The sequence below is a fragment of the Sneathia sp. DSM 16631 genome (assembly GCF_014892235.1).
Taxonomy (GTDB): domain Bacteria; phylum Fusobacteriota; class Fusobacteriia; order Fusobacteriales; family Leptotrichiaceae; genus Sneathia; species Sneathia vaginalis.
Genome location: NZ_JADBHL010000016.1, coordinates 1 through 23,363, shown reverse-complemented (window position 1 = coordinate 23,363; position 23,363 = coordinate 1). Strand labels below are relative to the sequence as shown.

Sequence of the window (23,363 nt, the reverse complement as noted above, 5' to 3'; positions counted from 1 at the left end):
TGTATTTCTTGCTCTTTACTTGGATAAATCCGATATTTATATGCTTTTAACATTCAGCTTACCTGCCTTTCTACCCTTGATTTTCTATGTATTGCTTTAATATTTCTTCAGAAACATTGCCTACACTACAAGCAAAATATCCATCAATCCAAAATTGTATATGGTCTTTGTCTGTTTCCATATATTTTATGATTATATTATGCTTCTTGCATATCTCATAAGAAAACTGCTTGATATCATCCGACATTGATTTCGGCACTAATAATTTCTTTCTATACTTGCATACAAAAATAATGTGATACTGCAATAAATACTTATGCCTATTCTTTGATTTCAATATGATTAGAATTATATGTAAAATCTACTTGTAATTTATGATAAATTCTACCTTTTAACCTTATACTCTTTTCTTCTATCAGATTCTTTACTAAACTATTTTCCATACTGCCTCTATCTTTGAGATAATCTAACTATTTCTAAAACTGTGTCTCTTGCTTTCAACATATCTTCAACACAAGCTATTTCATATTGACCATGGAAATTTTCTCCACCAACAAAAAGATTAGGGCACATTAATCCCATATATGTTATCTTAGACCCGTCTGTTCCTCCCCTTATTGGCTTAACTTCAACTGATATACCTAAGTTTTCCATAGCCTTTTTCGCTATATTCACACTTCGCATATCATCTTTAATTAAATCTCCCATGTTATAGTACTGATCAAATAGGTTGTAATGTATGATATTACCGTATTCTTGTTCTATTTTCTTTGCTACATCTATACAAAATTGTTTTCTAGCTTCAAATTTTTGTTTGTCATGGTCACGTATAATATATGTCATCTTAGCTTCTTCTATTCTTGTTTCCATATTGTGTAATAGATAAAAGCCTTCATATCCTTCTGTCTTTTCTGGAACTTCTTTTTCTGGGAACATTCCTGCAATTTTTGCTGCTATTAAATTAGCATTAACCATTTGATCTTTAGCTGTTCCTGGATGAACTGATATTCCTTCTATTGTATACTCAATTTGTGCAGCATTAAAACTTTCATATTCTAGCTCTCCTAGAGGACCTCCATCTAATGTATATGCATAATCACAGTTAAAGTCCTTTACATCAAAACTATCTGCACCTCTACCTATTTCTTCATCTGGTCCAAATGCTATTCTAACTTCTCCATGTTCGATTTCAGGATGTTTTAATAGATAGATAATAGCATCAAATATTGCAACAATACCTGACTTATCATCAGAACCTAATAGAGTTGTTCCATCTGTTGTAACTAGAGTCTTACCTACATATTTTTTTAAATTAGGGAACTTTTCAACAGTCATACATATATTCTTTTCCTTATTTAACACAATATCTCTACCATCATAGTTTTGTATAACTTGTGGGTTTATTCCTATAGAATTAAAATCTGCTGTATCCACATGAGAGATAAATCCAACTTTTGCATAGTCCTTTTTTGTATTAGCAGGCAATGTTGCTGTTAAAAACCATCCAGGAGTTATATGAATATTTTCTAACCCTAAATCTTCTAATTCTTTTTTTAGCATAAACAAAAAGTCTTCTTGAACCTTTGTTGTTGGTGTTGTATTACTTCTTTCATCAGATCTTGTATTTATCTTTGTATAACGAATAAATCTTTCCAATAGTGTTTCATTCATAGTTGTTCTCCTTTATACTTTCTAATATTTTCTTTGCTATATTATCTTTTGTATCCTTTTGTATCTTTTTTACTTCATCATTCTTACTTAATACATATACTTCGTTATAGTCCGAATTAAAGCCTATACTCTTGTCGGATATATCGTTTAATATTAAATAATCTAGATTTTTCTTTTTTAATTTCTTTTTTGCATTTTCCATAATATTATTTGATTCTGCAGCAAATCCTACTAAGGTAAAATGTCTATTTTCTGTTTTAGATAGCTCTAAAAGTATATCTTTATTTAACTCTAAGTCTATCTTAAATTCTTTCATATCATCTTTTTTTATCTTCTTATCGCATACATTTTTCACTTTAAAATCTGATACAGCAGCACATTTTATAATATAGTCCATATTGTTTTTCTTGCTCATTACTATATCATACATTTCTTGTGCACTGTCACAGTATATTACTTCTTTTAAATTTACAGGTAACTTTAAATTTCTTCTTGTTGAAACTAATGTAACATTAGCTCCCATTAAACTTGCCATCTTAGCTAAGCTATATCCCATTTTACCACTAGAGTTATTAGTAATATATCTAACTGGATCAATTTTTTCTCTTGTTCCACCTGCTGTAATTAATATATTTTTATTCATATATTCATTTGTTTTTTCTAAGAAAAATACAATATTGTCTAGTACAAAGTCTACACTAGGTAACTTACCTTTTCCAATATCATCACAGGCTAAATGACCAGTTACTGGTTCAATAATACTCATTCCATAATTTCTTAACGTAGATATATTTTTTTGTGTTATACAATTTTCATACATATTTGTATTCATTGCAGGAAACACCATAATATCCTTAGGCTTTGCAACCAAAAGTGCTGTACTTGCAAAATCATCTGCTATTCCATTTGCCATTTTTGCTATCAAATTTGCTGTTGCAGGCAATACTATCACTTTACTTGCTTCTTTTACTAATTGTATATGCGATACATAATTAGAGTCCTTATCACAAAACATATCTACATATACCTTATTCTTAGTTAAAGTTTCAAATATTAATGGACTTATCATCTTAGTAGCATTCTTTGTCATAATAACCTTAACGTTATACCCTAGTTTTTTTAAGCTAGAACAAACATCAACTGCCTTATAGCAAGCTATGCTACTGCTTACTATTATTAAAACCATTTTCATTTATTTTACCTCTTTATTTAAACTTATCTATTAATTGAAAAATTGCATAAGTTGCTCCACTTGCGATAATAGGGCCAGATGCTGTCCCTTTAAACACAACTAACCCTACTATTGTTCCTATACTAACTGCTATTACTATTTGTGGATTAATTACTTGTAGTTGTATACCTTTAGTTGATAGTATAGAAGTACCAATACCTGCTATTATTGCTATTATCCCTTTATATCCAACTAAAGTCTTACCTAACTGATCAAAACTTATCATACCAAGTGCAATAGGTGCTAATATTGCAACCGTTATGACGTATAGCCCTATTCGTATACCCATAGTCTTTGCAATATTAAGATTTTTTTCATGATATGGAAGTAGTGCTAATATTAAAACTGTAAGTGTCGCATAAAGCATTATTTTATTCTTACTAAATATGCTTAATAACGCTATTATTATTAACAATATATACTTACTCATTTAAAATATTTCTCCATTCTATCTAATGCCTTTTGCAATTCAGGTATATCTTTTGTTACTGAAAATCTAACATAACCTTCTACCATAAAGCATTCTCCTGGAACAATTCCTATATGTAAATTCTCAACTACTTCATTAACAAAATCTATTGATTTTTTATTTGACAATTTTCTGTAGTCAGCGAATAAGTAGAATGCTCCTTCTGGTTTTATAACCCTAAAGCCTATTTTTTCTAAACCTTTTGCAAAAAACTCCATTCTTTCTCTATTTTCTTTTACTATTTCTTCTCTTGTAGGATAAACTTCTAATGCCTTTATTCCTCCATATTGTGAGATTGTAGCTATACCTGTTGTTGTATATTGACTTACTTTTATGAAATTATCAATAAAGTACTTAGATGCTAGCATATATCCTACTCTATAACCTGTCATAGAGTGTGATTTTGAAAAGCCATTTATTACAACAACTTTATCTATTAAATCATGATACTTTGCTAATGAATGATACTTTTCAAATGCAAGTGATGCATATATTTCATCACTTAAGACAAAAACATCATGTCTTCTTATTACATCTGCTATCTTATCCATTTCATCTTCATCTATACAAACTCCTGATGGATTGTTAGGATAAGTTAATATTATTGCTCTTGTTTTAGGAGTTATAGCACTTTCTAAATTCTTTGCTGTTAATTTAAAATCATCCTTACTAGTATCAAGATACACTTCTATCCCTTTTTGTAGTTTAATATTTGGTGCATAACCTGGATAAGTTGGTGTTGGCATAATTACTTCATCGCCTTCATCTACTATTGATCTAATAAAGGTAGATAAACCTTCTGTTGATCCTACTGTTATTAGACAATTTTCTTCCTTGTAATCTCCACCAAAGTATTGGTTATAGAAAGCGACTATTGCACGCTTTAATTCAGGCATACCACCTGTTTGTGTGTACCCTATCTTATCATGTAATACTCTATTTGCCATTTCTTCTTTAACTAAATCAGGGACATCTTGTGATGGTTCACCTATGGTTAAATTTATCCCGTCTGAATATTTATTCATCTTCAATGCTATTTGTCTTATTTTTGATATTTCTATACTTTCTATTATACTATTTGCTTTACTTCTCATATTCTTCCTTTATATTCCTTTAACGCTTGTTTTAGTACATCAATTCCTCGTATAATCTCATCTGGATTATATGAGCAAAATGAAAATCTTGCTTCTTGTATACCTTTATCGTGGTGTTCTCTAGAATAAAATCCAGGCCCTGTTGCAAACATCAATGTTTGATTTTTGTATCTGAACTCTTCTAGTAACCATTTAGCAAACTTTTCTATATCATCAACTGGTAATTTCACCAGAACATAGAAAGCACTATCTGGTTTACATACACTTACACCCTCTATTTTATTTAAAATAGAGCACATGGTATCCCTTCTTTTTCTATATTCCTTCCTAACATCATTCATGTATAAGTCTATTCCACTAAGTAGACTTGTAGTTGCATACTGTTCTATTGTAGAAACAGATAATCTTGCTTGGCATAACTTTAGAACTTCTGCCATAAACTCCTTATTTTTTGAAGCAACTACACCTATTCTAGCACCACAAGCACTATAGTGTTTAGATATACTATCTACTAGTATAGCTCTATCCTCTATCCCCTCTACATTCATAATTGATGTAAATTTACATGATTTATCATAGATAAATTGCTTGTATACCTCATCAGATATCAAGTATAGATCATATTCTAGAGCAATTTGCTTTAACATTTCTATTTCTTCATCATTTAGTACTACACCTGTTGGATTACATGGATTAGAAAAAAGTATAGCACGTGTTTTTGAATTTATTAACTTTGTTATTTCACCTTTTTTTGGTAATCTATATCCATCTTCCAATTTAGTTTCTATAGGAACTAATTTAGCATCTGCTATTCTTAAGAAACTATCATAATTTGAGTAATATGGCTCAGGCACTAGCACTTCATCTGACTCGTTACATATTACAGTTATTGCAAATTGTAATGCTTCACTCCCACCATTAGTTATTACTATATCATCTTTTTGTAAATTAATACCACTTTTAGCATAAGATTCATAAAATGCATCTACTAGTTCTGGTAATCCTTGTGAATTAGTGTATTTAACTATTTTTTCTTGATAATTTGCTACTCCATTAAAGAATGAATCAGGCGTTTTTACATCTGGCTGCCCTATATGAAATCCATATACAGTAACGCCTTCTTTTCTAGCTTTATCTGCTAATGGAACTAATTTTCTCACTGGAGAATATTGCATATTTTTTACTCTACTTGAAATTTTCATGTTCTACCCCATTACATTATTTTTTTCTTCAGTTTTTACATCTGCAATTGCTACTTCTGTAGTTATGAATACTGAACCTGCAGACACGGCATTTTGTATTGCTGCTCTTGTTACTTTTGCTGGATCTAATATACCTTTTTCTATCATATCTACATATTTTTCATTTGAAGCATCAAACCCTATATTTTCTCCACCATTAATTACTTTTTCTAATACTTCTTCTGCATCTAATCCTGCGTTTATTACTATTTGTTTTAAAGGTTCATTTAATGCATTTCTTACTATACTTACTCCTAAATTTTCTTCTCCACCTAGGTCTAAGTTTGAAATTAAATTAGAAATCTTTGCTAGTACTACTCCGCCACCTATTACTACTCCTTCTTCTATTGCAGCTTTTGTAGCAGATAGTGCATCTTCTATACGCATTTTCATTTCTTTCATTTCAGTTTCAGTTGCTGCACCTACCCTTATTACTCCTATTCCATCAGATATCTTACCTAATCTTTCTTGTAATTTTTCTTTTTCATAGTCTGACTTTGTTTCTTTTATTATATTCTTCAATTGTTCTTGTCTTGCCTTTATTTCTTCCTTGTATCCCTTACCATCGACTATAGTTGTTTTTTCTTTGGTTATGGTAACATTTTTAGCTTGACCTAAATCATCTAAAGTTGCATCTTCTAATTTCATAGACTTATCTTCAGATATTACTTGTGCACCTGTTAGTATAGCTATATCTTCTAGCATATCTTTTCTTCTTTGACCAAATGCTGGTGCTTTTACTGCTATTACGTTAATAGAACCTCTTATCTTATTAACAACTAATGTTGCAACAACTTCTGCTTCTATATCATCTGCTACTATTAATAATGGCTTTGAAGTTTCTACAACTTTTTCTAGTACAGGTAGTATTTCTTTCATACTATTAATCTTTTTGTCAGTTAGTAGTATGTATGGATTTTCTAAATTTGCACTCATTCTTTGTGTGTCAGTAACCATATATGGTGATAGATAACCATTATCAAATTGCATACCTTCTACTATTTCTAAAGTAGTTTCAAGTGATCTTGATTCTTCAACTGTTAATATACCAGTCTTTCCAACTTTTTCTATAGCTTTTAGTATTAATTCTCCTATGTGTTCACTATTCGCAGATACAGTCGCAACATTTTTTATTTCATTATCAGATTTAACAGGTCTTGCAATCTTTTTTAATTCTTTGACTACTTCTTGTCCTGCTTTTTCTATACCTTTTCTAATTAGAACTGGGTTTTTACCATTTGATACTAATTCTAACCCTTGGTTTATTATACTCCCTGCTAATACTGTAGCTGTTGTTGTCCCATCACCTGCAATATCATTAGCTTTAGTTGCAACTTCTTTTACAATTTGAGCCCCCATATTTTCAATAGGATCATCTAATTCAATTTCTCTTGCAATAGTAACCCCATCATTAGTTATTATCGGTGCTCCAAAACCTCTATCTAGTACAACATTTCTACCTTTAGGCCCTAATGTCACCTTAACTGAATCAACTAAAGTATTAACTCCTTTTTTAAGTGCTTCTCTTGCTGTTTCGTTAAATTTAATAATTTTGCTCATTTACTTTTGCTCCTTTGCCAATATGTCCTTTATTTCAACCAACATATATTCTTTTTCATCATACTTTATACTTTCACCTTTATACTTTGAAAAATATACTATATCATCTTTTTTGATATTTTCTTTGTCATTACTAGTTTCTACAACCTTTGCCTTTGTAATTTCTGTTTTAGTAGTATCATTTAATATTATTCCACTTTTTGTCTTTGTTTCATAATCTAATTGTATAACTAAAACTCTATCTCCCATAGGTTTTAACATTTTTTATCCTCCCATTTACCTTTTAATTCCTCTAAATTTTTTGAGTCTGTCATACAGATAATTGCCTGTATTTCAGATATCCATGAACGTAGCATACGTATTATTTCATGATCACTTTTTTCTTCTAATTGTTTTAGTATAAAGCCTGTGACGCCTACAGCTTTTGCACCCATAGCAAGACACTTTACTATTTGCATAGGGTTATTTATCCCACCAGATGCTATTACTTCTAATCTATCCATATATGGTATAGATGTTAACAAACTTTCCCTTAATGTATATCCAAACTCATATAGGTATTCTCTTTTAGTATTTCTTCTTCTGTCTTCTATATATGAGAAATCTGTTCCACCTTTAGAGCTAATATCTATTGTTTTAACACCTAACTTAAGTAATTTTTCTATAGTATAGCTAGACATTCCAAATCCTGTTTCTTTTATAATTATAGGGATAGAAATATTATCTATTGCTGCTTTAATATTATTTGACCAATCACTAAAATTAGTTGTTCCATTTTCCATCATAAATTCTTGTATAGGATTTAAGTGTATTTGTAGTATTTTTGCGTTTGTTTTTTCTATTGCAATTTGCATATCATCTAACTTCTTATCTGCACCAATGTTTACTCCCATATTCTTAGGGTAATAGAAAGTATCTTCTTTTAAGGCTGGACTAAATGAACCTGTGAAAAGAAAAATATGTAGTGTAGTGCAAATATTTTCTAACCTTTTGTTTATCTCATCTGCCTTTTTACTACCTCCTGTCATAGCGTTAACAAAGAATGGATACTTGAAATCCATACCACAGAATTTTGTAGATATGTCCACATCTTGTATATTAATACTAGGTAAACTTACATAACGTAATTTTACCGAATTAAGAGAGTCTAAATACTCACATTCCAAAGCATACTTCATATGTTGATCTTTTTTCATCATAATCTAACCTCACTTCTATTACAAAATCTCCTAAACCTGCTCCACTAGTTTTACGCTCTTTTTTATCCCCTATTAATTCTTCTAACACTTTACTATGTATAGTTAAATTAGTAAATTGTTCTAAATATTTTAAATTGTTTCTTAACTTGTATATGTCCTCTTTTACCCTTAGGCTATCACCTGTTGTAATAGCTTCTTCTAAGTCTAAAGTATACTTATTTGATAAATTTGTAAAGTCTATATATTCCTTTGTGTTAAAATATTTTTCTACCTTTTGTACTTGTTTTGTAGTACTTGCACTAATACCTGCATGAAGTAAATTAATTTTTAAATTACCCCTTGGTTTTATAGCCTTTATTTCATAATTTTCATCTTCGTCTATCCTCTTATACCTTATCAAATCTTCAAAACATATACAAGCAACATCACCCATAGAGCCATTGCTCCCTGCTTTTTTTAAGGCTCTAACACTTAGTAAAAATAGATCGTCTTTTGTATATGGTACATTAAAGTATTCTAATATTGCCTTTATCGTCACAACTACAACACTAGCTGAAGAACCAAGTCCCAATTTCATACCACCTGAGTATAGGTCTGTTTTGTAAGTATACTTTAATGTACAAGTCTTACCTACATATCCAAAGGCCTGTTCTCTTGCGTATTTAAGTAAATCATCCTTATCTTCTACGCTACTATTAACTATTAACCTATCTGATTTTTCTACTTCTACATACGTATATTTTTTTACTGGTGCTAAAATCGCATAAGCATCTTTTTTTAATATTGCATATTCCCCTGCAATATACACCTTAGACATAGCTTTAACTAACATTCTACTACCTTTTCTTTAAACATACTTTTTAGTATATTAATAACTTTATCTTTATCTTTTGATTGTAATAGTACCTTAACATTAGGCCCTGCATCTGTTGTATAGTATATATTAAGCCCTTTTTTTCTTAATTCTTTTATCTTCCATATTATCTCTTTTGATCTAGGAGTTAAATATGTAAAGCTTGGCTTTGAAGATAACATGGTCTTATGCATAAATTCCGTACTCTTTTCCATATTTATACCTAAACTATCAAAGTCATTTTCTTTTAACGCTTTTTTTGCATTTAAGAAATATACCTTATTCTTTCTCTCCCATTTACGTATATCCCTACTTGTATTTTTGCATATATTCATAGCATCTCTACTACTTATCTTTTTCTTTTCACTAGACACTATTATCGCAAGCATTAATAGGTCTAAATTTGTAGGAACTTCATATATGTTACAATCTTTTGTATAAGCACAGATGTTGTAAAAAGAACGTGCAGAAGATCCTGAACCTTGACTTGATATTTTTGCCATCATATTTCTAGTTAACTTTAAATCAAAGTATCTATTAAGTTCCATAGTTAATGCTGCATAAGCTGATGAACTTGATGCAAGTCCTGCTGCTGTTGGCATGGTATTTATACTACTTATCTTTAATTTCTCTTTCCTATTTACAACCTTATCTACAAATGAAAAAACTTTTTTTGTCTCAAACTCATCCTGTACTACATCGTTTAATACAAAAATATCCTTGTCACTTTTTTCTATTTTTGTCTTTGTATACATATTTTTTGCTAATATTGATAAACTTGATACTAGTGGCCTAAGGTATGGTGTATACTTGTCCTTACACCAATATTTTATCATTGCAATATTCATAAATGCTATACTGAAACTATCCAAGAATTCACTACTCCTTCTTTTTTAATTTTCTTTCTCAACTTATTCGCCTTTTTTTTAGATGTGAATAAGGAAATTACACAACCACCTAAACCTGAACCTGTAATTTTAGAGCCTAGGCTATAGTAATTGGCTTTTTTTACTATCCTATCTATTTTTTCATTACTTAATTTTAATTTAACTAAGATATTTTGTGCCTTTTTCATTAAAGCTCCAAGACTATATACATTATCATGCATAAAGTGACCTATTGCTTTTTCTGTAATATCTCCCAATTCATCTATTAAATCCATTCTATTTAATTTCTTTACATTTTCAACAGCCTCTTTTGTACTAGACTGTATACCACTATCCATAATTAGAAGATATGCACCTATTTTTTTATCTATATAGATATTTTCTCTACCTTTTTGAAAAACCAATGCTTTTTCAGTTGATATAACGGCACTATCTATACCACTTGGATTACCATGTGCTTTTTTTTCAGCTAAAGTTGATATAATTTTCTCATCTGCACCAGCTAATCTTGCTATTGCAATAGATAGTGCTGCTGATGAACCAAGACCTCGTGATATTGGAATATTAGACTGTACATTTAAGTATCCCTTTAAATTTACCAATCCCTTTATATATTCCACATGCTCATCTTGATAACACTTTCCTTCTTGTTTTTTTACTCTTAACTTTAGCTCCTTTATTGGTATGGCTAATGCTTTTTTACCATATACTACACTATGTTCACCAAATAGTATAACCTTAGCTATTGCTTGCATTTCTAATATCTCCTAATATTTCTTTTGCTTTTTGTATATTTATTTCTTTTGCTTTCAACATACGATCAACTACCATATCTACTTCACTATCATTTGCACCAGCAAATATGGCAACTGAATTTGCCTGTAACTTCATATGTCCTTTTTGTATACCTTCTGTAACTAAAGCTCTTAATGCTGCAAAGTTTTGTGCTAGTCCCAATGCTACTGCTATTTTTGCTAACTCTATCGCATTAGGATTATTAAGTATTTCAAGTGAAATCTTAGATGCTGGATTTAGCCCTATAGACCCACCAAATGTTGCAATAGACATTGGCATAGTCAATTCACCTACTAAAATATTATCTTCCATATGCCAATTTGTTAATGATCTATACTTACCTGTTCTTGTTGCATATGCATGTCCTGCAGCTTCTATAGCTCTTGTATCATTACCAGTTGCAAGAGCTAATGCATCTATTCCATTAAATATCCCTTTATTATTCGTTACAGCCCTGTACACATCAACATTTGCTAACTTACAAGCAAGACTAATTCTATCACCAAATTCTTTTTCTACTTCTAACTTCACTCTTGCACTAATTAACGCACCTGTTGCATAGTTTGATAATATACTCATTAATTTTTTAGCTTCTAACATAGCTTCTACTATTGGTGCTATTGCTTCTAACATAGTATCTACAGTATTTGCTCCCATCGCATCTAATGTATCTACATAAAGGTAGAGTATAGTAAACTCACCTTTTTTTTCTACCTTTAAATCTTTTGCTCCTGCACCAAGTTCTACTAATTTTAAATTAGTACTATTTGCAATCTCAAGTATTTTATCTTTATTCTCATATATTATACTTTCATCTTTTTTTACGTCATATAGGGCAATTTGTCCTATTGTTTGTCTACCATATGATGTACAAGTAATATTACCAAGTATTTTTGCTGCATTACTAGCTGCTGCTATTACTGATGGCTCTTCTATAGCCATAGGTATTACATACTCTTTACCGTTAATTACAAAGTTTGTTGCAAGTCCCAATGGTAGACCTAGTATACTTATTTGATTTTCTACTAACCTTGTTGCAAGACTATTATCCATAACTTTAGTATTCAAAAGATCTTTATATGACTCTTCACATAAACCTAAGTCTTTTAAAATATCTATTCTTTCTTCTCTTGATTTGTTATAGTATTTTTTAAATTTTTCTAGCATATGTTCTTTCATTGTTAAATATACCCTTTAGGTATACATCTTCTCCTTCTTTATTTTCTATTTCTTTTTCATGCTCTATTTTAGAAAAAAACATTTCTTCATATTCACTAACACTAAGTTTAACCCTATTTTCCAACATCTTTTGATTTTCTTTTATACTTAAGTGTTTTTCGTATCCTTCAACTACCTTCATAGTGAAAAATTCACTGACTGCTCCTGAACCGTAGCTATATAGACCTATTAAGTCATTAGCTTTAATTTTTTTACTGTTTTCTAATAATGAAATTAGGCTTAAGAATAGTGAACCTGTATAAATATTCCCTATTTCTTTGTTATACATTATTGAATTATTAAATTCTTCTAACAAGTCTTCTCTTTTTATCTCTTTTAGTCCCTTTAATCCTAATTTAGGATATGGTATATGGAAACAAATTGCACTAAAATCCTTTTCACCAAATCTATTAGAAAATTCATAATATACTTTTTCTAAAGATTCAAGGTAAGTATTAGTAGATAATTTACCATTAGCTATGGCATAAGTAGAATTATTTGGTCTAAAAAAGTCCATAACATCTTTTGTATAGCATACAGACTCATTAGATATTTCTAGCATCTTTGGATCTTTCGATACAAGCATAGCTACAGCTCCACATCCTTGTGTTGATTCACCACTAGTATTTATTCCATATTTTGCAATATCACTTGCTATTACCAAAACTTTACTATCTGGATTTACTAGTATATGATTTTTTGCTACTTGTAAGGCGGCTGTTGCACCATAACATGCTTGCTTTATTTCTATACTTCTACAATATTCGTTTATACCAAGTATAGAATGCATAAATGCACTAGCAGATTTTGATTGGTCTACTCCTGTTTCTGTTCCAACTATTAACATATCTATTTTTTTCTTATCTTCATCTGTTAATATCTTATCTGCTGCTAAAACTCCAAATGTCACTATATCCTGACTAATGGGATTAACAGACATCTTGCTTTGACCAAGACCTATTACAAACTTATCTGGATCTATATTACGTTCTTTAGCCAAGTCCCTTATATCCAAATAATATCTAGGTATATATATACCCATCTTATCAATACCAATTTTCATTCTAATTATCCCTTTCAATTAATGTGCATAACCCTTGTCCTCCACCAACACAAAGACTGGCTATTCCTCTTTTAGAATTTCTTCTCTTCATTTCATTTATTAATGTTACTATTATTCTAGCACCACTTGCACCTATAGGGTGTCCAAGAGCAAGTGCACCTCCATTTACGTTTACCTTTTTCTCATCTATCTTTAATTCTCTTATACATGCTATGACCTGACTAGCAAACGCCTCATTTATTTCGAATAAGTCTATACTAGAACTAGATAAATTTTCTTCTTCTAGTGTCTTTTTTATAGCTTCTACTGGACCAAGTCCCATATATGCTGGGTCTAGTCCTACACTTTTAATATTTTTAATATATCCTAAAATTTCTAAGTTAAACTCTTTTGCAGTTTTCTCTTCCATTAAAAGAAGTATTGCAACACCATCATTTAGACCTGTTGCATTACCTGCTGTAACTACTCCATTCTCCAAAAATGCTGGCTTTAATTTAGATAATTTTTCTATACTTTGATCTTGACGTATATGTTCGTCACTATTAATATATTCTATTTCTACTATTTCTTCTTTTAGTTTATCTATATTTTCTATAGCTTTTTTTGTACTATTTAATGAAAATTCATCGCATTCTTTTCTTGTGATATTGTATTTTTTAGCTACATTTTCTGCTGTTTTCCCCATATGATAATCATTGAATACATCAGTTAGTCCATCACGAAGTAACAAAGAATAATCAACATTACTCATATTCTCTAGTCCACCAACTAAAACTATTTTACTCTTACCTAAAAGTATTGAATTAGCTCCTAATTCTACAGCTTTCATACCAGATCCACACACCATATTTACAGTATATGAACTAGCTTGTATTGGTATACCTGAATTAATTGATATCTGCCTTGCAACATTTTGACCATATCCTGATTGCATTACCATACCCATTATTACTTCATCCACTTTATTTAATATTTTTTTATCTATACTTTTTGTTACTAATTTCGTTGCAATATCAACAATATTTTTATCTAAAAAGCTTTTTTTGTAACCTCCTATTGCTGTTCTTTTAGCTAAAACTATTGCCACTCTTTTCATCACTAAAATATCACCTTCCTTTGTACAATCATTTTAATTATATCATATTTTAATATTTAGTTAAATATATGTACAAAAAAAAGAACGACCACACTAGAGTATTGATTTACTCTGGTGTGATCATTTTATTTTTCAAAAAGTCGTGATTTGCGACCTTAGAACTATTTATTATTTTGTATTATACGGCTCTTTATCCTCAGCAACCATTAAGGTAGGTTCAGATGTTGTGTTATAAGTAAATGGCTGTGGTTCCTCTGTTAATGATGCAGATCCACCAATACCAAAATACTTCTCAAAGAATGTCTTTAATTTGCTACCACCGAATCGTGAAACAGGAGGCATCAACTTATCAATGTCAGTTCCTGTAATCTTGATGTCGCCATCACGTAATCGTGCCATTCAGTCATGATATCTTCCACTTCGTTAATTCTTGAGATAAAAGTTTCAATGAGTGCTTTCTTGCTGCGAAGTTCAGGACTGGCATCAATAGCCTTGTTGATTGTAATAAGGATTTCCTTTTTACTTGTGCAATATATAGGCTTGAAACTTTTAACCCATATTTATCTAACACATACTTTTTAATTTCTCTATAAGTTGCATCTTTTGAAAAGTCAATTTCAGATAATTCATCTTCAGCTATTTCTATATCTAAATGATGTTCAGTGTTTAGTTTGGACAATAACGCCACCGTCTCAACGTGGCTTGAGTGGTCAGTATGCATAAATTTTAATATTTTAAGTAAGCGTTGTATGTGAGAATATATCCATAAGTATATTTCTTATGTTTTAAATTATCTCTAAATCTAAATTTGCTTATAATATATAATTATTATTTGTATAAATAAAATACCATAAATATAGTAGACAAGATTTATCGAAATTTATTTATTATTTTTGGTTTTGCTATTACATAGTCTTTTGAGTGTTATTCAAATAAAACTTCTTTTTTCTTATCCAGTTTTTCTATTCGCATAATTTACTTGCCATATCACAGGTAAGAAAATAACACTTATTTTCAACATCATACACAATTCTTTCTTCTCATGTTTCTTTGGACAGATAAAATAATTTTAAGTAAACAAAAAAGACCTACTAAATATTTCCTTTAATAGGTCTGAAATATAAAAATAACTATTAACTTGTGATTAGGGATATGAAATAATTAATCGTTCCATTTTCAATCAATATATAGAGACCGAGCCCAATAAACACGACTGGTACAATTATTTTTTCATACTTTTCTACAATCTCTCCGATAGCAGAAATTGAGGCGAGATTTTGAGATAATTTGCATAGAATCAAAATTCCTAACGCAAATATTATTAAACTTATACTAATCTCAATCAAACTCTTTCCTGTAAAATAGGGTATATAAATTCCTAAATTATCTCCACCCATTGCCACTGTTAAACTTGTAAATACTAAGATTTTTGATCCATCTCTGGTAATTTTTCCCTCGATGTCTTCTTCATCAATATCTTCATCCACAAAAATTGATCTTATACCAAGACCTATTGGAATTAGACCAAGGAGACCGATTATCCAATCTTGTGGAATAAAATTTAAAAAGTAAGCGGCAATAAGACTAGCAAGTACAAGTAGTCCTGTACCTAAATACTGTCCTGCATAAATTGATTTCAAACCTTTCTTGCCTTGACTGGCGAATAAAATAGTTAAAACAACTAAATAGTCAATTGATGTAGAGACAAAAACTAATAAAGCGGATACTATTGTTCCCATTATTTCTCCTTTCAAAATGTTTAATTTTTTAGACAATCAAAAATTGACTGCAAACACATTGTGCCTTGGCAGTTACCGATGGAGACATTTGAAGAAATAACTTCACAATTTTCCCACCTTTCCTTTTAATATTAGCTGTAGTATACTATAATATTCGGATTTTATCAAGTATGCTGATTGATATACACTCAAACTACGAAGATTGTATATACATAAGATTAGATCGAACAAAGATTATTTATCTAATATTGAATCATCTCATTCACTATTTTTAATGCTGCTTAGCCTTTTAATAAAAAAATTAATAATATGAATATTTAGTTCAAAATTCATAAACCTATTTATATTAGCGAAGAGTTAGCTTGGAAGAATGAAAAATCCTTTTTCTTCTGCAAGTCCTTCTCTTGCTTCTTCAGCATCTTCATCTGACATCTGTGCAAAATCAAATTCTGTGTTTCCTGCTTCAATTTCTCCATTATTAATATAGCTTGTCAGATTTTCTGATATATAGCGATAGAACATTGTGCCAAGAACATAATTCTTAAAATCCCATCCATCAACAGCACCACGCAGTTCATCTGCAATTGCCCATATTGCTCGATGGAGTTCATCACGTTCCTGTTCTTTCTTTGTATCAACCATTATTTTTCCCTCCAACTTTATAGTCTAGCCATGCGTTCTTTTTATCGCAACAAGGTTCGGTTTTGATTTGCCTTGTTCCCAACGATTTACAGTAGAAAATGCCACACCTAATTTCTTAGCAAAATCTTCCTGTGTTAGAAAACAGCGTATTCTGAGTCGTTTTATTTCTTCTGGAAGTATCATTCGCATCTCCTTTATCATTTTCAAAAATATAGCAAAATTATAGTATAAATTTATGAATTTTTTTATTTTATTTTGCAAAAACGGCATAGCCGATATTTAACGACTATGCCGAATTTTAGACCTAATCCATTTAAAATTTCTTTTGTCCCTTCTCTTATTAGATGATCTTTTCCCTACTCAAACGACAGAGTTTCTGTATCATCTTGTATTTCTACCTATTTTACATTAATTTGCATATATACAGGATCATGATCACTAAAGTATCCTTGTGATATTGTGAACTCTGAATTAATATTTAAAATATCAACTTTCATCCCTTTTGCATATTTTTTGTTAACTAATAGATTATCTAATACTTGTGAATTTCCTTGATAAACATATGTGTGTCTTTGGTTTTTAGGTAAACTTTCAACAGCACTTACCATTAAGTTTGTTTTCATAGCCTTTAGTGTTGGTGAAAATTCAAAGTCATTCATATCTCCCATTGACAATATTATTGCATTAGGTTTTTGCTTATTAATTTCTTTTAAGAATTGTCCAACATATTTACCTTCAGGTATTCTTAAGTCTTCAGATTTTCTCTTAACTGGTTGATTTTTAGAATAAATCTTGTCATCAAATCTCTTTGATTTCAAATGATTTACTACAATAAATACATCCTTCTTACTATCTTTTAAAACTAGATGTGCTACTAATGATTTTCTAACATCTTTATAGAATTCTTTGTTGTTACCTAATCTTCCAGGATTAAATGTTAGCTTTCCTTCCTTTATTTCTGTATCAACTTTAGAGTCACCTTGTTTAAAGTATGGTAATTCTAATTTATCAGTACGGTATAGGATGGCATTTCTAATATGCATAGCAGGCCAACCTCCATCTTTTCCATCTTCTGGATCAGCACTTAACCATTTGTATTCTACGCCTGTAGCTTTCTTTATTCCTTCTACTATTGCGTCTAATACCTTATCAGCACTTACAACTTTTGATGTTACATTACCACCATCATTGTCACCTACTTCTGCAAGTCCTAATATATCTGGCGTATGTAAATCGTCACGAACTTGTTTTGCAAGTACATCTACTCTTTTTTGTCCACCGTCTGCTATTGTGAAGTTTTCAATATTGTATGAAACAATACTTAATTTATTCTTATCATACTTAATATTTAATTTATCCCTTTTTATCTTTCCATCTTTTATCTTAGGTAAAGGACTAGTATTTATTAATTTGTAATTTGACTTATCGTATGTAAGTACACCTTGTATATCTCTAGAAAATCTGTCTCCAGGATTTGGTGTAAATGAAGGATCAATGTATTTACCTTCATATCTTTTACCTTGTGATAATTTGAATAATTCACTCTTAATTAGAATTCTTTGTGTTTGTTCGTTTTTGTAAGTGTATCTAACACCACCATGATTTGTCTTATCTTTAACATACTTTCCATATTCAGGAACTACACAAACTTCTCCTCTATCTTCATCTGCTCCTGTAATTAATGGCTTATGTACTTTTACTAACATTCCTTCCAATGATTCATAAAAATCCATTGCATTCTTTTTAGGATTTAACTTTTCATGAAATTTACCTACATATACTTTCATAGGAACTTTTCTTGGATCTATACTAACAGCTTTAACCTTATTACCTTTTGATATTACCTTAATGTCATCCCCCGCCTTTATACTCGTAACTGTTAATTCTGATTCACTAGGTCTACCAAATTGTTTTTCATAAACCATACCATTTACACTTACATATTCTCCAACATTAGGTAAGTTCTTGCTTTCTACATAAATTCCTTCTGATGTCTTAATATTTCTATCAAATTTTCTGCTTTGCATATAGAATCCATCTTTTACAACAGCTGTAACTATACCCCTTACATTTTTAACCATTTTTTGATTATATGGTGATGTATGTGTTACACCTTGTATTTGGTGAATAGTTTCTGAAAATGTGATTACACTAGTTAGTGCTAATGTAGCTAAAAGTAATTTTTTCATTTTATCTCCCTTTATTCTTTGTATACCACTTTTTCACACTATTTGGCATATATTCAATATATTTTGTTGGATCATTTCTTATCATCGTAGATGATATTGAATAGCCCTCTCTTTTAGGATCAATTAAGTATGCTGGTATATCAAAATATTTGTCATAATTTTCTTTATCTTGTGTTTCGTTTGTAAATACACAGTCTAATGATATATTACATTCTTTAATTTTTTCATACACCCTTTTAGTCCAACCTTCCCATCCATTGGGATATGGTTCTATTCCGTCTTCATTTAATTTCAATATATGTATGTTTTTGTAACCCTTTAATTCTTGTTCTAAAAATCTTATTCTGTCTTTTATACTTAAATCAGGTAATTTTGACTTTTCATTTAATGCCTTATCCCTTAATGTTTCTTCGCACACAAAGACATATAGCTCTCTACAATATCTTGCGACTTGTTTAATGAACCAAACATGACCCTTGTGTACTGGGAAAAATTTACCGAATATTGCTGCATTTTTTGTCTTGAAAATATACATTTCATTAGTCTTTTTTACTGCATCATCAAAATCTTTTTTTGAAATATTCAATATATTAAGTAGCTTAACCAATTTCTTGTTGTTACAATACCCTATAGACAACAAGTCTCCTAATAGTTCTCTTTTCACCCTATTATTCAAACCATTATCTAGTATATCATTTAAGCTAAAAATATATTCCTTATTATTCTTCTTTTCATGTATATTTTGAAATAGGTCTAATATATCATCTTCTGACATATTCTCTATTCCAACATTACCTTTTTTTGTTGCAAGATACTTACTTGCATATATATCAATTGCAGTAGGTATATTTTCTTTAATCTTTTCCCTTATCTTTTTACCTGCAAAGTCGGGATCTGTTAATATATATATCTTGTTATTCTTCGCTAATCTTTTCAAATCATCTATTTTCTTTTGATTTGCACCACTCATACCATTTAATATATATATATTATCTGGGTGTATAACCCGACTTACAGCTGTTTTATCATCTTTACCTTCTACTACAACTATTCCGTCTATATTAATCAATTGTATATTCCTCTAAAGCTTTTAATAAGTATTCATATGTTTGTTTAACTGCATCTATGCTCATTCTTTCATCTGGTGTATGTGGATTTTTAATATCTGGTCCTATAGAAATTACATCTAATTTAGGATTCTTTTCTGAGAATATTCCACATTCAAGTCCTGCATGTATTGCAGCAATTTTAGGTTTTTTACCTGTTTGTTCTTCAAAAATTCTTGCGAAATAGTCTCTAATCTTTGAATCTTTCTTGTATTCCCATGGATTACAACTATCGTCGATTATAGACTTACTGTCATATTTTTCACCATAGTTAACTAAATATTTGCATAGTTCTTGTTGTTCATATGTTACACCACTTCTAACTAATGAATTGATTGTAACAATCTTCTTGCTTCCATCTTCTTTAGTATCAATTATACCTAAATTAAGTGATGTTTGAACTAATCCTTCTATTTCTTTTGAGAAACGTATAACTCCTGTTAAATATCCTTCAATATATCTTAATAACTTTCTAGTAGCCTTTTCTGTTAATTGCTTTTGCCCGCTATATTCCTTCTTTTCTACTATGGCACACATATTATTATCTGTCTTTACATATTGATAATTTAATGAGTCCATTGCAAGACTAACATATTCTCTAACTTTTTCTAAGCTTGTATCTGCTACTATATATGCCACACCTTCTCTTGGTATAGTATTGTTTTTGCTTCCACAGTCTATGCTAATGTATCTAACATCTGCCATTACAGACACCCTTCTTATTACCTCATTTAATATCTTAATAGCATTTGCCCTATTTTCATGTATATCAGCACCACTATGTCCACCATTTAACCCTTTTACTTCTATTTCATAGATATTATCTTTTAATGATATTCCTTCATTTTCTAATTCTAGGAAAGTTCTAACTCTTGAACATCCAGCACTGCTTACATAAATTGAACCATATTCTTCGCTGTCTATATTCACTAAAATTTCTGATTCTAATTTTGTAACATCAAAGTTTTCTGCACCCTTCATGCTTACTTCTTCATCAGTTGTAATTAATATTTCTAATTTTGGGTGTTTAATTTCATTAGATTCAAGTATTGCCAATGTCATACCCATAGAAATTCCATTATCTGCTCCTAGTGTTGTACCATCAGCAGTTAAAAATCCGTCTTTAACCATGACATTTATACCTTGTTTTTCAAAGTCAAAGTCTACATCCTTATTCTTTTCACAAACCATGTCCATATGACCTTGTATACAAATAGACTTGTACTTTTCATAACCCTTTGTAGCAGGTTTTCTGATTAATACATTGTTGTTTTCATCTTGATAAACAAATAGATTGTGTTTTTTAGCAAAATCTACCAAATAGTCACTAACTTGTTTTTCATTTCCTGATCCTCTTGGTATTTTTGAAATTTCTAAGAAATAGTGAAATACTCTTTCAGGGTATAGCTTTTCAATATTCATATTCTCTCTCCTCCTATAATATATCTAATAATTCTTCTAGATATCTCATCTCTTCTTGATTTAAATCATAGCCTTGTTTTAATTTCTTTAAAACTTTATCATCACATCCAACAAGGCTCTTATCTAATATTTTAATTATTAATCTTCTGTAAAAATCCATACTAATCTCCAAACAATTTAAGATATTCATACTTTACACTACTGAAATTAGAAATACTAATTCCTAATAACCTTATCCTATATATATCAAGTGTTCTAAGCATTTCCCTAGTTATTAATAGTATATCACTATTTTCCGTAATTGGCGAATTAAATGTCTTACTTTTTGTAAATGTTTCATAATCCTGATTCCTTACTTTCAAGGTTATACACAATGGATACTCTTTCTTCTTACGTATTTCTTCTTTAATTTCATCACATAATATTTTTAATTCTTTTTGTTTTTCATGCTCACTAGAAAGAAAAGGATAATATGTTGATTCTTTACTAATAGAACTTTCAATATTACATATATCATATATACTATCATCGTTACCTCTAACCATATCAAATATTTGTGAGCCTCTTGTCTTACCAACTAATTTTTGTAGTTGTTCTTTCGATTTCTCATATATATCTTTTGTATATACAATTCTAGATTGATAAAATATTTCAAATGTCTTAGAACCTATCCCTGGAAATATACTTATACTCTTATCATAAATGTAGTCTATAAATTTATCTTTAGTGTTTAGTATAAAGATCCCATTCGGCTTATTACACTCACTTGCAATTTTTGAAACTATCCTATTAAACCCTACACCAACTGATACAGATAGTTTAAAATTATTGTATATATATTCCTTAAATCTTTTGCAAAATCCTTCAATATCCTTATCAAAAAATTGTATGTATCCTTCATCACAAGATAAAAATACTGCACTACCAAATTTTTCCTTTATCTTCTTTTGCATGCAATTTGCTACTTGGATATAGTACTCAACTCTTGAGTCAACAACAACTAAATTTGGACACATTTTTTTAGCAATATTAATGGGCATTGCTGAATGTACTCCATACTTTCTTGCAATATAGTTTGAAGTTGCTACAACATGATTTCCTACTGCTAAAGGAACTGTTCTTAATTTGGGGTTATCTCTCATTTCAATTGAAGCAAAAAAACAATCCATATCATAATGTAAATACATAACTCTCCTTTAAAAAAAATGACAATAAAATTGTCATCTTAATTCTAATTTCTTTATTAACTCTATAAATCCCTCTTTTGACTTAGTTGAAGATAATACCATGGTTGCTATCTCATCATTTACTACTCTACTAATCTTTACTAGAGCATCTAAATGTTCTAACTTAGTCTTATCATTACTAATTATTAAAAAGAATACTGTTGATTTCTTACCATCTATTGAACTACAATCTATTCCTTCTTCTTTTGTACCTACAGCTATACAGAATTCTTTTACATAACTATTTCTTGTATGCGGTATACATAACCCATTTTCCATCGCAGTTGAACCTGCACTTTCACGATCTAATAAAGCTTCATAAAATTTATCAAAATTAGTAACTTTATCCTTTACAAGTAAAGCCATTTCCTTTAACATTTCTTCTTTTGTATTCGCATTAAGATGAAGTTTTATTAAATCTAAACTTAAATATGAGCTTAATTTATCCATAAAAACCTCCAAATAAAAAAAATTTGGCAACTATCTATCTTCCCAAATTACTAGTATTTTCGACGTTTACAGGCTTAACTTCTAGGTTCGGTATGTAACTAGGTGTATCTCTGTAGCTAAGTCACCAAATTAATAAAACTTGGCAGTTACCAATCTTCCCCATTACTGAGTATTGTAGGCGTTTACAGGCTTAACTTCTAGGTTCGGTATGT

Annotated in this window: 28 protein-coding genes and 1 rRNA gene; all 29 read right to left on the bottom strand. The window is 29.9% G+C overall.

Going from position 1 to position 23,363, the window contains the following annotated elements:
* On the bottom strand, positions 1-53 hold a 53-nt coding region (locus IMK15_RS06755; RefSeq protein WP_192942169.1), incomplete at its 3' end, for a helix-turn-helix domain-containing protein.
* 17 nt (positions 54-70) lie between these two features.
* On the bottom strand, positions 71-343 hold the full coding sequence (locus tag IMK15_RS05810) for a transposase (protein WP_084710331.1): 273 nt from the start codon (positions 341-343) through the stop codon (positions 71-73).
* Entirely contained in the window at positions 321-443 is a 123-nt protein-coding gene (locus IMK15_RS06640; protein ID WP_257719621.1) for a hypothetical protein, read from the bottom strand. Before IMK15_RS06640 ends, IMK15_RS05810 begins: the two co-directional genes overlap by 23 nt.
* A gap of 7 nt (positions 444-450) precedes the next feature.
* Entirely contained in the window at positions 451-1,671 is a 1,221-nt protein-coding gene (gene pepT, locus IMK15_RS05805; protein ID WP_192942222.1) for a peptidase T, read from the bottom strand.
* On the bottom strand, positions 1,664-2,863 hold the full coding sequence (gene coaBC, locus IMK15_RS05800; protein ID WP_192942221.1) for a bifunctional phosphopantothenoylcysteine decarboxylase/phosphopantothenate--cysteine ligase CoaBC: 1,200 nt from the start codon (positions 2,861-2,863) through the stop codon (positions 1,664-1,666). The genes pepT and coaBC overlap by 8 nt, the downstream gene beginning before the upstream one ends.
* Before the next feature lie 13 nt (positions 2,864-2,876).
* Complete coding sequence (locus tag IMK15_RS05795) at positions 2,877-3,332, bottom strand: DUF441 domain-containing protein (RefSeq protein WP_046328294.1); 456 nt, start codon at positions 3,330-3,332, stop codon at positions 2,877-2,879.
* The gene (locus IMK15_RS05790; protein WP_046328293.1) at positions 3,329-4,465 is read right to left on the bottom strand and encodes a pyridoxal phosphate-dependent aminotransferase; all 1,137 of its coding nucleotides are present in this window, start codon (positions 4,463-4,465) and stop codon (positions 3,329-3,331) included. Before IMK15_RS05790 ends, IMK15_RS05795 begins: the two co-directional genes overlap by 4 nt.
* Entirely contained in the window at positions 4,462-5,667 is a 1,206-nt protein-coding gene (locus tag IMK15_RS05785) for a pyridoxal phosphate-dependent aminotransferase (protein ID WP_192942220.1), read from the bottom strand. The genes IMK15_RS05790 and IMK15_RS05785 overlap by 4 nt, the downstream gene beginning before the upstream one ends.
* A gap of 3 nt (positions 5,668-5,670) precedes the next feature.
* Complete coding sequence (gene groL / locus IMK15_RS05780; protein WP_192942219.1) at positions 5,671-7,266, bottom strand: chaperonin GroEL; 1,596 nt, start codon at positions 7,264-7,266, stop codon at positions 5,671-5,673.
* Positions 7,267-7,527 carry a GroES family chaperonin gene (locus IMK15_RS05775; RefSeq protein ID WP_192942218.1) on the bottom strand — a complete coding sequence of 87 codons (261 nt, stop codon included), beginning with the start codon at positions 7,525-7,527 and terminating at the stop codon, positions 7,267-7,269. It lies immediately after the preceding gene.
* Positions 7,521-8,465 (bottom strand): type 2 isopentenyl-diphosphate Delta-isomerase, encoded by a 945-nt coding sequence (gene fni / locus IMK15_RS05770; RefSeq protein ID WP_192942217.1) that lies wholly within the window; start codon positions 8,463-8,465, stop codon positions 7,521-7,523. The genes IMK15_RS05775 and fni overlap by 7 nt, the downstream gene beginning before the upstream one ends.
* Positions 8,422-9,297, bottom strand: a complete 876-nt coding sequence (locus tag IMK15_RS05765) for a mevalonate kinase (RefSeq protein ID WP_192942216.1) — start codon at positions 9,295-9,297, stop codon at positions 8,422-8,424. Before IMK15_RS05765 ends, fni begins: the two co-directional genes overlap by 44 nt.
* Complete coding sequence (mvaD, locus tag IMK15_RS05760) at positions 9,291-10,190, bottom strand: diphosphomevalonate decarboxylase (RefSeq protein ID WP_192942215.1); 900 nt, start codon at positions 10,188-10,190, stop codon at positions 9,291-9,293. Before mvaD ends, IMK15_RS05765 begins: the two co-directional genes overlap by 7 nt.
* Positions 10,172-10,960 carry a mevalonate kinase gene (locus IMK15_RS05755; RefSeq protein ID WP_192942214.1) on the bottom strand — a complete coding sequence of 263 codons (789 nt, stop codon included), beginning with the start codon at positions 10,958-10,960 and terminating at the stop codon, positions 10,172-10,174. The genes mvaD and IMK15_RS05755 overlap by 19 nt, the downstream gene beginning before the upstream one ends.
* A complete protein-coding gene (locus IMK15_RS05750; protein ID WP_192942213.1) occupies positions 10,944-12,179 on the bottom strand; it encodes a hydroxymethylglutaryl-CoA reductase, degradative in 1,236 nt (411 codons plus the stop codon). Before IMK15_RS05750 ends, IMK15_RS05755 begins: the two co-directional genes overlap by 17 nt.
* Positions 12,151-13,281 carry a hydroxymethylglutaryl-CoA synthase gene (locus IMK15_RS05745; protein WP_192942212.1) on the bottom strand — a complete coding sequence of 377 codons (1,131 nt, stop codon included), beginning with the start codon at positions 13,279-13,281 and terminating at the stop codon, positions 12,151-12,153. Before IMK15_RS05745 ends, IMK15_RS05750 begins: the two co-directional genes overlap by 29 nt.
* A gap of 1 nt (position 13,282) precedes the next feature.
* Complete coding sequence (locus tag IMK15_RS05740) at positions 13,283-14,377, bottom strand: thiolase family protein (protein ID WP_192942211.1); 1,095 nt, start codon at positions 14,375-14,377, stop codon at positions 13,283-13,285.
* A gap of 168 nt (positions 14,378-14,545) precedes the next feature.
* Entirely contained in the window at positions 14,546-14,776 is a 231-nt protein-coding gene (locus IMK15_RS05735; RefSeq protein WP_226869227.1) for a hypothetical protein, read from the bottom strand.
* Positions 14,719-14,865: a type I restriction endonuclease subunit R, EcoR124 family gene (locus tag IMK15_RS06570; RefSeq protein WP_237223997.1), complete on the bottom strand. Its 147-nt coding sequence runs from the start codon at positions 14,863-14,865 to the stop codon at positions 14,719-14,721. Before IMK15_RS06570 ends, IMK15_RS05735 begins: the two co-directional genes overlap by 58 nt.
* Before the next feature lie 645 nt (positions 14,866-15,510).
* Entirely contained in the window at positions 15,511-16,116 is a 606-nt protein-coding gene (locus IMK15_RS05725) for a CadD family cadmium resistance transporter (protein WP_046328282.1), read from the bottom strand.
* A gap of 357 nt (positions 16,117-16,473) precedes the next feature.
* Positions 16,474-16,758: a type I restriction-modification system subunit M N-terminal domain-containing protein gene (locus tag IMK15_RS05720; protein ID WP_226869226.1), complete on the bottom strand. Its 285-nt coding sequence runs from the start codon at positions 16,756-16,758 to the stop codon at positions 16,474-16,476.
* A gap of 24 nt (positions 16,759-16,782) precedes the next feature.
* On the bottom strand, positions 16,783-16,941 hold the full coding sequence (locus tag IMK15_RS06750; RefSeq protein ID WP_192942210.1) for a helix-turn-helix domain-containing protein: 159 nt from the start codon (positions 16,939-16,941) through the stop codon (positions 16,783-16,785).
* Positions 16,942-17,156: 215 nt separating this feature from the next.
* Positions 17,157-18,947 (bottom strand): hypothetical protein, encoded by a 1,791-nt coding sequence (locus IMK15_RS05710; RefSeq protein ID WP_046328280.1) that lies wholly within the window; start codon positions 18,945-18,947, stop codon positions 17,157-17,159.
* A gap of 1 nt (position 18,948) precedes the next feature.
* Positions 18,949-20,016: a DUF4093 domain-containing protein gene (locus tag IMK15_RS05705; protein ID WP_192942209.1), complete on the bottom strand. Its 1,068-nt coding sequence runs from the start codon at positions 20,014-20,016 to the stop codon at positions 18,949-18,951.
* On the bottom strand, positions 20,009-21,475 hold the full coding sequence (locus tag IMK15_RS05700; protein WP_192942208.1) for an aminoacyl-histidine dipeptidase: 1,467 nt from the start codon (positions 21,473-21,475) through the stop codon (positions 20,009-20,011). Before IMK15_RS05700 ends, IMK15_RS05705 begins: the two co-directional genes overlap by 8 nt.
* 13 nt (positions 21,476-21,488) lie before the next feature.
* Positions 21,489-21,635 carry a hypothetical protein gene (locus IMK15_RS05695; RefSeq protein ID WP_192942207.1) on the bottom strand — a complete coding sequence of 49 codons (147 nt, stop codon included), beginning with the start codon at positions 21,633-21,635 and terminating at the stop codon, positions 21,489-21,491.
* Between the two features lies 1 nt (position 21,636).
* Positions 21,637-22,662, bottom strand: coding sequence for a Y-family DNA polymerase (locus IMK15_RS05690; protein WP_046328278.1), 1,026 nt, complete (start codon positions 22,660-22,662; stop codon positions 21,637-21,639).
* Between the two features lie 33 nt (positions 22,663-22,695).
* Positions 22,696-23,151, bottom strand: a complete 456-nt coding sequence (locus IMK15_RS05685; RefSeq protein ID WP_046328277.1) for a PTS sugar transporter subunit IIA — start codon at positions 23,149-23,151, stop codon at positions 22,696-22,698.
* A 21-nt stretch (positions 23,152-23,172) separates the two neighbouring features.
* Positions 23,173-23,280: ribosomal RNA gene (gene rrf / locus IMK15_RS05680) — 5S ribosomal RNA — on the bottom strand.
* Positions 23,281-23,363 lie beyond the last annotated feature (83 nt).

Coding starts and splice junctions, on each gene's coding strand:
- IMK15_RS05695 (WP_192942207.1), bottom strand. CDS start 21,635: ATGGATTTTTACAGAAGATTAATAATTAAAATATTAGATAAGAGCCTT.
- IMK15_RS05750 (WP_192942213.1), bottom strand. CDS start 12,179: ATGAAAGAACATATGCTAGAAAAATTTAAAAAATACTATAACAAATCA.
- IMK15_RS05785 (WP_192942220.1), bottom strand. CDS start 5,667: ATGAAAATTTCAAGTAGAGTAAAAAATATGCAATATTCTCCAGTGAGA.
- IMK15_RS05745 (WP_192942212.1), bottom strand. CDS start 13,281: ATGAAAATTGGTATTGATAAGATGGGTATATATATACCTAGATATTAT.
- IMK15_RS05755 (WP_192942214.1), bottom strand. CDS start 10,960: ATGCAAGCAATAGCTAAGGTTATACTATTTGGTGAACATAGTGTAGTA.
- IMK15_RS05735 (WP_226869227.1), bottom strand. CDS start 14,776: ATGGCACGATTACGTGATGGCGACATCAAGATTACAGGAACTGACATT.
- IMK15_RS05765 (WP_192942216.1), bottom strand. CDS start 9,297: ATGTTAGTTAAAGCTATGTCTAAGGTGTATATTGCAGGGGAATATGCA.
- IMK15_RS05690 (WP_046328278.1), bottom strand. CDS start 22,662: ATGTATTTACATTATGATATGGATTGTTTTTTTGCTTCAATTGAAATG.
- IMK15_RS05725 (WP_046328282.1), bottom strand. CDS start 16,116: ATGGGAACAATAGTATCCGCTTTATTAGTTTTTGTCTCTACATCAATT.
- IMK15_RS05795 (WP_046328294.1), bottom strand. CDS start 3,332: ATGAGTAAGTATATATTGTTAATAATAATAGCGTTATTAAGCATATTT.
- IMK15_RS05685 (WP_046328277.1), bottom strand. CDS start 23,151: ATGGATAAATTAAGCTCATATTTAAGTTTAGATTTAATAAAACTTCAT.
- coaBC (WP_192942221.1), bottom strand. CDS start 2,863: ATGAAAATGGTTTTAATAATAGTAAGCAGTAGCATAGCTTGCTATAAG.
- IMK15_RS05710 (WP_046328280.1), bottom strand. CDS start 18,947: ATGAAAAAATTACTTTTAGCTACATTAGCACTAACTAGTGTAATCACA.
- groL (WP_192942219.1), bottom strand. CDS start 7,266: ATGAGCAAAATTATTAAATTTAACGAAACAGCAAGAGAAGCACTTAAA.
- fni (WP_192942217.1), bottom strand. CDS start 8,465: ATGATGAAAAAAGATCAACATATGAAGTATGCTTTGGAATGTGAGTAT.
- IMK15_RS05720 (WP_226869226.1), bottom strand. CDS start 16,758: ATGGTTGATACAAAGAAAGAACAGGAACGTGATGAACTCCATCGAGCA.
- IMK15_RS06750 (WP_192942210.1), bottom strand. CDS start 16,941: ATGATACTTCCAGAAGAAATAAAACGACTCAGAATACGCTGTTTTCTA.
- pepT (WP_192942222.1), bottom strand. CDS start 1,671: ATGAATGAAACACTATTGGAAAGATTTATTCGTTATACAAAGATAAAT.
- IMK15_RS05700 (WP_192942208.1), bottom strand. CDS start 21,475: ATGAATATTGAAAAGCTATACCCTGAAAGAGTATTTCACTATTTCTTA.
- IMK15_RS06640 (WP_257719621.1), bottom strand. CDS start 443: ATGGAAAATAGTTTAGTAAAGAATCTGATAGAAGAAAAGAGTATAAGG.
- IMK15_RS05775 (WP_192942218.1), bottom strand. CDS start 7,527: ATGTTAAAACCTATGGGAGATAGAGTTTTAGTTATACAATTAGATTAT.
- IMK15_RS05790 (WP_046328293.1), bottom strand. CDS start 4,465: ATGAGAAGTAAAGCAAATAGTATAATAGAAAGTATAGAAATATCAAAA.
- IMK15_RS05740 (WP_192942211.1), bottom strand. CDS start 14,377: ATGAAAAGAGTGGCAATAGTTTTAGCTAAAAGAACAGCAATAGGAGGT.